This window comes from Sulfitobacter maritimus, assembly GCF_013346665.1.
Classification (GTDB): domain Bacteria; phylum Pseudomonadota; class Alphaproteobacteria; order Rhodobacterales; family Rhodobacteraceae; genus Sulfitobacter; species Sulfitobacter maritimus.
In genome coordinates this window covers 760,180-773,387 of sequence record NZ_JABVBB010000038.1, presented here as the reverse complement: position 1 = coordinate 773,387, position 13,208 = coordinate 760,180, and the positions used below count along the sequence as shown (strand labels likewise).

The 13,208-nt window shown below is 53.5% G+C and carries 7 protein-coding genes, 2 tRNA genes and 2 rRNA genes; 2 read left to right on the top strand and 9 right to left on the bottom strand.

Translation table 11 applies throughout. From position 1 onward, the window contains the following. From HTT03_RS18525 to HTT03_RS18505, 5 genes are all read right to left on the bottom strand, one after another. Positions 1 to 153: ribosomal RNA gene (locus tag HTT03_RS18525) — 23S ribosomal RNA — on the bottom strand; the annotation flags it as partial. Positions 154 to 582: 429 nt separating this feature from the next. Beyond that, positions 583 to 659: transfer RNA gene (locus HTT03_RS18520), tRNA-Ile, on the bottom strand. Between the two features lie 232 nt (positions 660 to 891). Continuing rightward, positions 892 to 967 (bottom strand) — tRNA-Ala (locus tag HTT03_RS18515). A gap of 147 nt (positions 968 to 1,114) precedes the next feature. After that, positions 1,115 to 2,576, bottom strand: a 16S ribosomal RNA gene (locus tag HTT03_RS18510). A 618-nt stretch (positions 2,577 to 3,194) separates the two neighbouring features. Next, the gene (locus HTT03_RS18505) at positions 3,195 to 4,073 is read right to left on the bottom strand and encodes a mechanosensitive ion channel family protein (protein ID WP_343035877.1); all 879 of its coding nucleotides are present in this window, start codon (positions 4,071 to 4,073) and stop codon (positions 3,195 to 3,197) included. A 163-nt stretch (positions 4,074 to 4,236) separates the two neighbouring features. Between HTT03_RS18505 and HTT03_RS18500 the strand changes: the two genes are divergently transcribed. After that, positions 4,237 to 4,395: a YqaE/Pmp3 family membrane protein gene (locus tag HTT03_RS18500; protein WP_174861237.1), complete on the top strand. Its 159-nt coding sequence runs from the start codon at positions 4,237 to 4,239 to the stop codon at positions 4,393 to 4,395. 101 nt (positions 4,396 to 4,496) lie between these two features. Here the strand turns inward: HTT03_RS18500 and HTT03_RS18495 are convergent, their stop codons facing one another. Beyond that, positions 4,497 to 4,670 carry a CsbD family protein gene (locus tag HTT03_RS18495; protein ID WP_174861236.1) on the bottom strand — a complete coding sequence of 58 codons (174 nt, stop codon included), beginning with the start codon at positions 4,668 to 4,670 and terminating at the stop codon, positions 4,497 to 4,499. Between the two features lie 438 nt (positions 4,671 to 5,108). Here HTT03_RS18495 and HTT03_RS18490 point away from each other — a divergent pair, with 438 nt between their 5' ends. Beyond that, a complete protein-coding gene (locus tag HTT03_RS18490; protein WP_174861235.1) occupies positions 5,109 to 6,470 on the top strand; it encodes a tyrosine-type recombinase/integrase in 1,362 nt (453 codons plus the stop codon). Positions 6,471 to 6,568: 98 nt separating this feature from the next. On the opposite strand, the gene HTT03_RS18485 is transcribed toward HTT03_RS18490, so the two are convergent. From HTT03_RS18485 to HTT03_RS18475, 3 genes are all read right to left on the bottom strand, one after another. Then, entirely contained in the window at positions 6,569 to 9,652 is a 3,084-nt protein-coding gene (locus HTT03_RS18485; RefSeq protein WP_174861234.1) for a type III restriction-modification system endonuclease, read from the bottom strand. Positions 9,653 to 9,713: 61 nt separating this feature from the next. Further along, positions 9,714 to 11,369 (bottom strand): RNA-binding domain-containing protein, encoded by a 1,656-nt coding sequence (locus tag HTT03_RS18480; protein ID WP_174861233.1) that lies wholly within the window; start codon positions 11,367 to 11,369, stop codon positions 9,714 to 9,716. Further along, on the bottom strand, positions 11,369 to 13,168 hold the full coding sequence (locus HTT03_RS18475) for a site-specific DNA-methyltransferase (protein WP_217482858.1): 1,800 nt from the start codon (positions 13,166 to 13,168) through the stop codon (positions 11,369 to 11,371). The genes HTT03_RS18480 and HTT03_RS18475 overlap by 1 nt, the downstream gene beginning before the upstream one ends. Between the last annotated feature and the right edge of the window lie 40 nt (positions 13,169 to 13,208).

Sequence of the window (13,208 nt, the reverse complement as noted above, 5' to 3'; positions counted from 1 at the left end):
GCAATAATAACAAAGTATCAGGTGGGTTGCCCCATTCAGAAATCCATGGATCAAAGCTTATTCTCAGCTCCCCATGGCTTATCGCAGAGTATCACGTCTTTCATCGCCTCTTACTGCCAAGGCATTCACCAAACGCCCTTTTCGCGCTTGATTTGATCCAGAAAAAGCAAGACTTGGCGTCCTGCGCGAAGATCAGAAGCTGGTAAGAAACTGATCCTCTTATTCTGCATCAAAAGCATACTTTACCCGCCCAGACTGTCGTCTGGACAATGAGCGATGCAGATAGCGAACCGTCCGTGCAGGAGGCCCGCGTCATCACTCTGGTTAGTGTACTTGACTTGGACAACATATTCGTTTCAGCCGCGATATGCTTGAATGACCGAGGAAGCAGTCATCAAACACCGGCCCCGAGGGGCAGCAACTGAGATCATCCCCTAACGCGGGGCGATCAAACATGTTGTTAGTATCTCTCTTTACGATGTCAATTCGTCTGAAGGACGAAGCGATGCTTCATCCGGGAACAGACGTTCAAACACACTGTATGTGCTTGAAGGTATGTTCCATGTACCACCTTGAGTAAGGTGGTGGGTCGAGGAGGACTTGAACCTCCGACCTCACGCTTATCAGGCGTGCGCTCTAACCACCTGAGCTACCGACCCAGTGTGCGCCGGAGGCGCGCACGTCGCACAAACAGCATATTGCGAAGCAATGTGCGAGTTGTGCAAGAGATTTTGCCGAAGGCAAAACTCGTCGTTCCGGCAGGGCATTCCGAAGGAATGGCCCGAGAGGAACCAGCCCCTAGTGGTTGAGGTTAAGGGCCATCTACGCTGCCCTTCTCATCGTTGCTGCGCAACGACTGCCAGGGCGACGCCTTTTGCTCTGCAAAAGGCTTGGTGGAGCCTAGGAGGATCGAACTCCTGACCTCCTGAATGCAAATCAGGCGCTCTCCCAGCTGAGCTAAGGCCCCAAACTATTGAGACCCACGCCGTCAGCGCAGGACCTATTTCTGAAGAGATATGAGGACGGCTCGGTTCTAAATATGGCCGGCTTTGTTTGCCGACCTGCTAAGTGTTCCATGAGATGAGCAAGCTCATCTGGCTAGGAACATCCTTAGAAAGGAGGTGATCCAGCCGCAGGTTCCCCTACGGCTACCTTGTTACGACTTCACCCCAGTCGCTGATCCTACCGTGGTCCGCTGCCCCCAAAAGGTTAGCGCACGGCCGTCGGGTAGAACCAACTCCCATGGTGTGACGGGCGGTGTGTACAAGGCCCGGGAACGTATTCACCGTGGCATGCTGTTCCACGATTACTAGCGATTCCGACTTCATGGGGTCGAGTTGCAGACCCCAATCCGAACTGAGACAGCTTTTGGGGATTAACCCATTGTCACTGCCATTGTAGCACGTGTGTAGCCCAACCCGTAAGGGCCATGAGGACTTGACGTCATCCACACCTTCCTCCCGCTTATCACGGGCAGTTTCCTTAGAGTGCCCAGCCGAACTGCTGGCAACTAAGGATGTGGGTTGCGCTCGTTGCCGGACTTAACCGAACATCTCACGACACGAGCTGACGACAGCCATGCAGCACCTGTCACTGCGCCACCGAAGTGGACGCCCGATCTCTCGGGTTAGCACAGGATGTCAAGGGTTGGTAAGGTTCTGCGCGTTGCTTCGAATTAAACCACATGCTCCACCGCTTGTGCGGGCCCCCGTCAATTCCTTTGAGTTTTAATCTTGCGACCGTACTCCCCAGGCGGAATGCTTAATCCGTTAGGTGTGTCACCGAACAGTATACTGCCCGACGACTGGCATTCATCGTTTACGGTGTGGACTACCAGGGTATCTAATCCTGTTTGCTCCCCACACTTTCGTACCTCAGCGTCAGTATCGAGCCAGTGAGCCGCCTTCGCCACTGGTGTTCCTCCAAATATCTACGAATTTCACCTCTACACTTGGAATTCCACTCACCTCTCTCGAACTCAAGACCAACAGTTTACAAGGCAGTTCCGGGGTTGAGCCCCGGGATTTCACCCTATACTTGCTGATCCGCCTACGTACGCTTTACGCCCAGTAATTCCGAACAACGCTAACCCCCTCCGTATTACCGCGGCTGCTGGCACGGAGTTAGCCGGGGTTTCTTTACCAGGTACTGTCATTATCATCCCTGGCGAAAGTGCTTTACGATCCTAAGACCTTCATCACACACGCGGCATGGCTAGATCAGGCTTGCGCCCATTGTCTAAGATTCCCCACTGCTGCCTCCCGTAGGAGTCTGGGCCGTGTCTCAGTCCCAGTGTTGCTGATCATCCTCTAAAACCAGCTATAGATCGTAGACTTGGTAGGCCATTACCCCACCAACTATCTAATCTAACGCGGGCCGATCCTTCTCCGATAAATCTTTCCCCCGAAGGGCGTATAAGGTATTACCCTCAGTTTCCCGAGACTATTCCTTAGAGAAGGGCACGTTCCCACGCGTTACTAACCCGTCCGCCGCTCACCCCGAAGGGCGCGCTCGACTTGCATGTGTTAGGCCTGCCGCCAGCGTTCGTTCTGAGCCAGGATCAAACTCTCAAGTTGAAAAGCTATTGCTAGCTTATCCTTGACGTCGAACCTCTGCACATCGACCTGTATCCCTTACTGAAAGATACAAGCCATTCTCTGTTCGTTGTGCTTCAGCTACAAAGTAGCGAAAGCCGTCCAAACAGTGAAGCTGACACTCCATCATCGGGCCTAAACCCTAAGAGCGCGATATACAGACGTTGATCCATCGAATGAACCAAACCGCCCACATATCTCTTCAGATATCAAATTTTCAAACAGCGTTGAGACAAAAGAAACCAAGATGCGCCCTATATCCTTGGCGCGCCCCGCCTCTTGTACCTCGAATTTTCCCGCCTTGCCGAACCAAACTTCCGCGTCCCCGCTTCCGTCCGCCCCGTCTGGCGCCCCGTTGGTGCATCGCTGCGCCGCCGGTAAGGGGGGTTCTAGTGTTACCGCGCAGAACCTGCAAGCAGAAAATTCAAAAAACTGCAGGTTTTTGGGAACTAGGGGGTAAGATGTTGTTTTTGCAGGGAACCTAACAAAGCCTTTGTACCTTTGAGGGGCTCCAAGTGGTTGTGTTATGCAACTTTTGCAGCGGCGTGGGCCGTGGTTGGCCGCGATTCACTGCGAAATTGGGTGAATCACCCCCCTGCCCTAGCCGTTCTCCTCGTCCTTGACGGCCCGCTGCAATGGAAGCGGTTCTTTGAAGGTCAGAGTGCGGTATGGGAATGGGATCTCCAGCCCGGCATCGTCGAGCGCCTGCTTTACCGCGCTAATGACCTCATCCTTGGACCGGCGAAGGTCCACCGGGGCGGATTTGGTCCACCATGTCACTTCGAAGTTCACCGAGGAGTCCGCGAACTCTTGGGCAAAGACCTGAATAGGGTGATCGCTTTGTTCAACGGTCTGGCAGTCCTTCACCGCTGCGGTGATGACGCGACGCGCTTCATCAACGTCCACGTCATAGGCTACGCCGCAGATAATGCTCACCCGACGGTGCTTTTGATCGGTGCGGACATAGACCGGGTTTTTGAACAGCATGGCGTTGGGGACGATCACCAGCTGCCCGTCAGTCTGCCGTATATGGCTTTCGCGGATCGCGATATGCGCAACTTTACCCTCGATCCCCTCGCATTCGATGTAATCGCTCATGCGCATCTCGCGGCGGAACAGAATGATGATGCCGGCAAGGAAGTTTTCAAAGACATCCTTGAAGGCAAATCCGATCGCAACCGAGCCGATGCCAAGTCCAGCCAGAATGCTCGCCGGTGTGAGACCGGGAAAGACGATGACTGCGGCGATCATAATGCCGAACACCCAGATCGCGATCGAGGTTAGCAGGATAAAGAGATCTTGCAGGCTTTGACGCAATCGCGTGCGGCTCAACCCGCGTTGCACAAGCGCCCGCCCCCCTGCCGCAAGCGCCCAGGTCAGTATTAGAATAACGATGGCTACGCCGATCTGCGGCAGCATAGCGATCGCGTCCCGCGCCATATTGGCCACCTGCCGCCACATGATCTTGATAGGTTCCACCTGCCACTCCCTCTGCTGTGTCAGGCTGACCAATTATCGCGCCCGTGCTCCATATCTTTTTAGCCCGAACGACTTATCGGGCAAGACTGGCAGAACGCCTTCTGCGCGCTAGGGTCTATGCCCTGTTTTACAAAGGAGGTGCCCCTTTTCACAGGGCGATCATATGGACATTATTCGGATAATTGTTGCCATTCTCTTGCCCCCGCTAGGGGTCTTTTTGCAAGAAGGGCTGGGAAAGCACTTTTGGATCAACATCATCCTGACGCTGTTGGGCTATCTGCCGGGCATCGTCCATGCGCTGTATATTATAATCAGGCGGTAAGGTTCGGCGCCCATGCGCTCTATATTGTAGCGAAGCGATGGGGCTCGGCGGTCCCTAGAAATATTTCGCCCCCGGTCCGTGGACCGAGGGCGGGGTCTGTTTCAGTCGGACAGTTTGTCCTTGGCGTCACCGACGCCCTTTTGCACTTTACCTTCGGCCTGATCAGCTTGGCCTTCGCGCTTCATGTCTTCGTTGTTTGTGGCGTCGCCTGCTTCTTCTTTCAGCTTGCCACCGATGTCTTTCGCTTTGCCTTTAGCTTGGTCTTCGTTCGCCATGTTGTCTCTCCTTGATGTTGCTAAAGGAGTAACGTGCGGGGTGCGGTTGCGTTCCCTGCTGGACAAATTGAGTTAGTGAGGTGGGTTGGGATGCCGCGCGCGGAGTTGGATGGGCGGAGTGGTCGATTGCTTTAAAAAAGGGTCGGTTGGGGGAATACCGGCCTTAACCAGAAAAATGGTGCCCGGGGGCGGAATCGAACCACCGACACGAGGATTTTCAAGCCGATAAGGGCTGATTTCCTGCGGTTCTCGGCGTGTTATCATGAACAGAATTCGGATAATAAATTTCGATTATTTATCTGATTTAAATAGATAAATCATTACTTCAGACTACTCATTCCAGATTATCTGGCATCGACGTAGCTTGGCCCTTCTGTGCCACTGTTGTGCCACTGGAAAGGCCTCCGCATATCATTCTCGAAACAGGAGAAAAGCGTTATGGCTAAAATTGAACTCACAGATAAATTCATCAAGGCTCGGAAGGTCAAAGCACGGAATGACGTTACAGATGCGAAGGAAACCGGGCTGTTGATCAGGTTCTATCCATCGGGTCAGAAGACCTTTGCCTTTAGATTGCGCGGGCCAGACGGAAAGATCCAGAGCACTAATATTGGCCATTATGGAAATATCAGTCTTGCTGATGCCCGTGCGGCGGCGGCAGAACTCCGCAGACGGTTGAAAGCTGGCGAGAACATCACTGCCGCGGCACAAAAAACCGCGGCTGCCGAAGCAGCCGCGTTGCATGCCGAAATCCCAACGCTCCAAGCGGTCGTATTGGAATACGAGAAAATCATGTCTCAGAAGCGAAAAACATGGATGCCAACAGAAAACGGCAGACCAAGTGAAGCAAGGCGCCGTATCGAGCGAGTGTTTCAACCACATTTGTCAACGCAGATCACGGAGATTGGGCTCGAGGATCTCGCTCACACAATGAATACTTACGTTCCGCGCTCTGGAAAAGGCACCGCAAACGGCCAAGTTTCGCGGGGGCGTTCTTACTTAATGACGATGTTTGACTGGGCGGCGCATCGGAATAAATCAAATAAAGTCGGCTTGGGGCGTCGCGAAAAGCTGGACGTTGTTGATGTGAGGCAGACATATGATCCATCGATTGACGATCACTCGATCACAGGTCGGCGTGACAGGGCACTGGATCATCTGGAGCTAGCTCGCATATTGCCATTTCTGGTATGGCCCGCACCGGAAGTTTTGGGCCTCAAGACACATCCGAAACACGATCTGCGGGCAGTGGCTTTGAGGTTTCTGCTGCTGACCGCCGCTCGCCGATCTGAGCTTGTTAACATGAAGTGGGGGCATTTCCGTGAGAATTCTGGAATTTGGCACAAACCATACGTTAAAACAATTTCGGGGCCCCCAAAGTTGCAGAACTTGCCCCTGTCTGATGCCGCTATCAAGTTGTTGCGTGGACTGCCGAACTACAATACCCGAAAATCTGATGATTTGGTTTTTCCGAATGCCGAGGGTGGCGGGTTGGATAACTGGCAGCGGATCACCGGCGCCGTCCATCGTGTAAGCGACACCAGCGACTGGCACCGCCATGACTTGCGTAGGACAGCTGCGACAATCATGAAATTGCTGGGAGTATCGCCACGGGTTATCGATGAAATTCTGGCGCACAATGCATCCAATAAGGACGAGGGCAGTTCTACAGCCTTAGAAAACTATCTGGCCACAACCCATCTTCTCGAGCATGTAGTCGATCCGCAGAAGGTGGCCTTGGACACATTGGCAGAGGCTTTGGAACATATTGAAATGGCCAGCACGAAGGCCGTGATTTAGCCTCTCACGGCAGTGCTTCGTGCTAAATAGACAGATTGGAAGAACACATCTCATGCCGGATCTCGATAATATGTCGAAGCCCAGCGGAGAAATAGTTTTTATGCTGTGGCTTTAACCAAAGCCATAAGGTCCGAATAGTTGGTTACAACGTCATATTTCACCTGATCTTCATTAATCCGCCTGCCGATCTCGTCAAAAAACTTGCGAGCGCATTTAATCTTGGTTTGTTCAAGCTCACGCATTTTCATCGATGGCAGGTCAGATTTTGTCTCTGCAACGAAATATAGGTGCTTAACGCCTCCCTCTTTGAAGGCGATCGCCCAGTCGGGATTATAGTCGCCCACTGGAGTGGGAATGAGAAACCCTCGTGGCAGTTTTGAATAAACGATTACCTCCGAGCTGGTGTCGAGATCCTTAACAAACTCACGTTCAACCTTGGAATCGACTATAGCATAATCATAAACGTGGTTTTTCAACTTATCAGTGGCTTTTTTGAAGTCATTACCGGTCTCTCCTGCTGTGAACAGTTCAGATGAATACCGCTCTTCCAGTGCGTCATAGGTCAGCTTTTCGATAATTGCAGTCGCCTTTTGCTCCTGGATCATATGCGACGCATCGGCGATGAACTGTTCGGGGTTCTTAGCGAATTCACCAAATTTAACAGCCTGGATACCCCCAAGAATTTCACCAACTGTCCGGCGTGTCAGGTCCGTATTCTCGCAAATTGCACCGATCACATCATAGGAAACACGAGAATGAGCACTGGTCCCCGTTTCGGTGCGAAGCTTCCCTTGAACAAAGGCGTCGCCCGAGCGCAGTTGTTCATCGGAGACACCATCAGACAGCGTGCCTTCGGTCACCAAGTATTGCAGCGGTGCAACCGAAAGGTCACGTTCTAGTCGGTCGATACAGCTCTTGACCAACGCGTTTCTGTCAAAATCGACCTGGTAGACGGCCTTGCGATTGATGCGCCGCCATAGTTCTTGAAATTCGTTGCGGTCGAAATTGTCATTCAGTTTGTTTTTCTTCGGAGCACGCCCATCGCTCAGCATGTCATTGAGGGCGGCGCTACTGAACACCGTATCGATCAACGCAAAAGTTGCATCCCTATGTTCCTCAAGGACTTCCGGCAATGCGGCCAGCTCTTCGGACTTGCGCGCGTCGTGATAGGCTTCGGTGATGTGGCCATCGTCATCCACGTAGTCGTTCTTGATCAAGAATCTCTCAAGCTTTTTGGCCAGCGTTTTATCCATCACCAACTCCAGATCGCCGGTCTTTAGCGATTTCCCCTCGAAGTAGTCGGCATCTGCCAATTGAGGGCGGGCAGACAGATTTTCCGCTATTTCCTTTTGAAGCCCGGTGACAAAGCCTTTGTAGCTCTCGGAGGCAACAACCGTCAGCACATTGATGTCATGCACTGTGGCAGGATGGTCCATCCGTTCACCGTTCCGGTTGACTGCAATCCGCAGGCCACGCCCGACTTCCTGACGCCGTGAAATCGTGTTTTGACTTTCATTGTGTTTAAGCATGCACATCACGAAGACATTGGGGTTGTCCCACCCCTCCCTCAGAGCAGAGTGGGAAAAGATAAACCGTGTGGGCTCATCAAATGATAGCAGCCGCTCTTTGTCCTTCAGGATGAGGTCATAATCGCTGGGTTCAGTCGATTGACCAGCCAACTCTCCGCGCGCGGCGGCCTTTGGGTCCGTCATCCGTCCCTTTTTGTCGATAGAGAAGTAGCCGCGGTGGGTCCTACCAACATCGATCCCTTCAAGGTGTTTGCGATATTCGATATTTTCCAAAGGCAATTCGCTCAATAAATCGGCGACCGCCTGCTCATATTCTTCCTCGAATACACGGGCGTATTCCCCCTTGTAATCATCCTGACCGTAGTCCCGATACTTCACGACCTCGTCGATAAAGAAGAGTGACAGAACCTTAACCCCTCGCGCAAACAGCAGCTGCTCGCGATCGAGGTGTGCGGTAATCGTTTCGCGGATCTGGATCCGGCGGATATCACTCTCAGTTATATCGCCCGATGCCTCACCGGCGTGCAGCACATCACCGTTGGTAAAGTGAACTGTGTCGTCGCGCGCATCGATGTTGCTGACCGTGAAACCACGATAAACCTCAAGCCCCTTGGACATGTCCAAGAGGTTACGGCCTTGTTCCAGCTTGCGGGGCACCCGTTTGATGCCTGACTTGGTCTTAACCTCGATATCAACGAAAGCCACTGGGGCTGCGCTGGACGTGTCGATCCGATGCAGAAACAGGTATGGATTGGTTCCGCTTAGCCCCTTTGTTTCCACCCCATGGACACGGATCTTCTTGACCAGCTTCTGGTTGAAGGCATCCACGGCATCCAGACGATGCACTTTGTTATGGACCGTGCGATGGGTAGCGGAATAACGCAAAATGAACAATGGGTTGAACTTCGGAAGTGCCTTTTGCGTCGCAGGCCCCTCCATTTTCTGCGGCTCATCCAGGATCAAGATTGGTCGGTTCTTGGCGATCACGTCAATCGGTCTGCGCGATTGGAAATCGTCCAGTTCATCGTAGATCCGCCGGTTATCAGCCCCAGACGCATTGAACGCCTGCACGTTGATCACCATAACGTTGATACCCGAGTCCGACGAAAAGCTCTCCAGCTCGTGCAAACGCTTCGAGTTGTAGACGAACGAACGGACCTTCTTGCCGTATTCCTGCTGAAAATGCTCAGCAGTCATCTCTATCGATTTTGCCACCCCTTCACGGATCGCCACGCTGGGCACCATAATGATGAACTTCGACCAGCCGTAACGCTTGTGCAGCTCGAACATGGTCTTGATGTAGACATAAGTTTTACCCGTGCCGGTCTCCATCTCAACATCCAGATTGACCCTCGCACCGGGTTTGTAGCTGGCAGGTTTCTTTTTGCCTTTTTCATCTGCGAAATAAGTCAGGCTGTCCGATAGCGGCAGCATCGCAAGACGTTGAACCTTGGTGATGTTATCCAACAATCCGTCTTCAGTCAGCTTGATAGCCCCGTTCCCAAAGCCTTCGACTTCCATTTGGGATTGAGCCGCAGCCCCCGGATCGACTGTGTATTTCAACGGATCCTGACGAGGTTGGCCTGCAAAGCAGTCAACAACCGCATCCACGGCCTGCGTCTGATAGAGCTGCGACTTAAACTTGATCTTCATGGCAGTCTCTTTCGTAAATCTGGCGTTTCTTTCGTAACTTCTTTCGTAGAGCGTTCCCGTTTCATTCGCATAGCCTCCACGATGGCATGGCCTTGGAACCAGCGTTGAAAATCACATTCTTTCGCCGTAAGATACCGAGAATATTACCTATTTTGTTTTTCCTCTGCGTTTCATCCAACGCATCGCTGAGCTTATCCCAGAGCAAATCATCAACATCCTTTCGTGAGGCGGTGCCGAACTCTCGTAGATACTGCACGATCCAATCCGCATAGTGTTGCTCTTCGAACGCACGATGCTTGATGTAATCCACTTTTTTAGAGGAGGCCGCTGCGACAGCCGCCGACACCCGGAACCGCGGCTTGCGTCCCTCAACCAGCCCCTTGCGTTTAAGCGCCTGTATCGCACTATCCGGCACTTCCAGCCCCTTTTGAACGCGATCCAGCGCCAGCACGTCAACCAACTGCAATCCGCCGTTCTCCATCAGCACGCGTGTATAGGCAGGATCAACCACACCGCCATAGATGGTCATCACCACAGCATCATCGGACACTTCGTAATCGGGCATCGGTAGGTAACGCCGACGCTGCGTTTCATACATCTGCTGAATGCCGTAGCCCATCTGGTCGATCATGTTCAGCTCGACCATCGCCTGCACCAGATAGGGGTTGCGATAGCCGCGGGGTGATTTGTCGCCGCGCACATAATCCTCTGGCATACCTTCGAAAAACCGGCCTGCGTTCTCGAATACCAGCCGGTCGGGCTTCTCGGTCACGATGATCCGCTGATGCAGGCGGTAGTCCTGATGGGCTATGCAGTTGTGCAGCGCTTCCAGCACGACCTTTTGATCGTATTTCGACACCTCATGGGGCAACAGCTCATCATCGGGCAGCAGGCGCAGTTGGATGTTGCGGATGCGTTGATAAAGCTGCGACGTCGCCAGCAGGAAGGGCGGGCCGAAATGCTCATAGGCATTTTCCTGCCCCACCAGCTTCCATGTGATCTGTGCGGGGTGCGGTGACAGCAGATAGGCGCTTTCAGCCCGCCCCAGCAGCAACAGCGCAGCGCGGGTGACTTCGCCGCGTTGGGTTACTTTGGCGCGGTCCAGCAAGGTGGCGATGGACCAGCCGCGCACCTCATCGGGAGGAATACGGTTCTGGTGCTTCAGGGCAAAATCACTGCGCGCGCGCTCAATAGCCACAGGATCCAAATCATCCAGCGTTGCCCCTTCGACCAGTTGGGCGCTCCAATCTGTTGTGATCGTCTGAGCGCGTATCTCGTCCAGCTTCGCAAGGCTGAGGGGGGCGAGGCTTTCGCCAGAGCGCGCGTAGTAATGTCCCTGCCATGCAATCGGGATACCGCGCGGCGCGGGCGGGATTTCCATCATCACCACGCGCTTACCATCCACATCCACCTCGTGAAGCTGGCGGAATGTTGTCGTGGGGTCCGCACCTTGGGCAATCTGATGCTTGAGGCTGTGCAACCGTTCCGTATCTTGCCGGTAGCGCGTGCCGGTGACCTGACGGGTGCGGTTGCTGACGCCAAACACCAGCCATCCGGCATCGACGTCGCGCAGGTTCGCCTCGTTCGCCAGCGCCGAGAAATAGCGCCCGATCTTGTCGGTATCAAAGTCGTTCGACACCTCCTTGAACTCGACCACCTCGTTTTCCCAGGTGTCGATCAGGTCGGTCAGTTTCTGGCGCAGCGTGTCGGGGGTCATCAGATGGCTTTGACGTCTGTGTCAGGGGACAGGGATTTGAAAATCTGTTTCACATTTATCTTGGTCGCGTCGTCCTTGAAGCCTGTGTCCTTGAACACCACGCGCATCGGCGCGCGGGCGGCGAGGTCTTTGACCAGCACCTCGTCTACGCCATCGTCGAAACAGGCGGCAAGGGCGGTGCCGGCGACGAAGAACACGGTTTTTCCGTGCAGCGTTTCGCGGGTGATGGGCAGGGTCAGGTCCACGCCCCAGTCCAGCAGCACCTGAAACAGCAAGTCCTCGGGGGAGCGGTCGGGCTTGATGTTGTCCACGCGGGTCAGCAGGTCAGCCTGTGTGGTGGCATCGGGGGTGTAATAGACATCGGTCATGTTGGAACTGTCGATTTTCAGCACGCGAAAGCCCACGTCCTTGTTCCAGTCGGGGTGGGTGTCCCCTTCGAGGATTTTTGCGCCTGCTCGGCGGATGCGCTCTTTGGAAAGGTCGGAAATTGTGGAGTAGCCTGCTTTGTAAGCAGGCTTGCTCTCTTCGACGGGCTCTGGCAGCTGAACTAAGACAACTTTCCTATTCAGTCCGTCGTCAGCGTTTTGTTGAAAAACGGCGTGGCCAGTGGTGCTCGATCCGGCAAAAAAATCAAGAATGATGTCATCAGAACCAGTGGCAAGCACCATCGCTCGCGCCAGTAGCCTTGTAGGTTTGGGGTTGTTGAAAAGCCCCCCTAACCCTAATGCCTTCACTTCGTTATTCGCTTCGTGATTGTGGCCGACTTCATCGTAAGGCCAAATGGTCACAGGGCTGACGCCCGCTTTCACTTCTGACAAGAAGCTCTTGCGCGATGGCATTTGACTACCGTTAGAACCAAACCAAATAGCATCCTCTTGCTCCATCCGTTTCATGGATTCGTCATTGAAGCGACGAAAGGTCCCCGTTGGTGGCGTCCATGTCACGCCACTTTCGAATGTAAAACTATTTGTATTTGTGCCACTTTTGGCGTGTAGTGGGGTCGCTTTCCACGGACCCTTCGGGTGGTTATCAGGGTTGGAATACGCTGCAAGCTGCTCTTCATTTCTTGGAAGTAGGTTCAGGGACATGCCCTGTTTATCACGTGCATAGCAGAGGATATGATCATGATTATCGGAAAACCACCGCGCGTCGTTTGCGCGCGTGTATTTCTTTTGCCAGATAATATTTGCAATTAAATTCTCTTCTCCAAAGACTTCATCAGCAGCTTTACGCAGGTTTCCGACTTCACCATCATCGATGTTAATGAAAATCACACCGTCAGCACAAAGCAGACTCCGCGCAAGTTTCAAACGCGGGTAAATCATCGACAACCAGTCCGAATGAAACCGCCCATTACTGGTCGTATTCGCTACCAGCCTGTTCCCAGCCTCATCTGTCTGGTTTGACCGCTCCAGAAACTCTGCCGTGCTTTCAGAAAAATCATCGTCATAAACAAAATCATTCCCTGTATTATACGGCGGATCGATATAGATCATCTTGACCTTACCCAGATAGGTCTCTTGCAGTAGCTTGAGCGCCTCAAGGTTGTCGCCCTCGATGAACAGGTTCTGGGTCGTGTCGAAATCCACGCTCTCCTCGCGGCACGGGCGCAGGGTTTTTGCAATTGGCGCATTGGCGGTGATCAGCGCCTGCCGCTTGCCCGGCCAGTCCAGATGATACCGCTCCTGCGGCCCCTCCACGATGCTGTCCGACAATTCCTGCCGCAGTTGGTCAAAATCCACCTTCAGCGTCGGCGCGCCATCCTCCCCCGCCGCTTCGGTCACGCAGCCGGGGAACAAGGCGCGGATCTTGGCGATATTGTCTTGGGTCAGGTCGGGG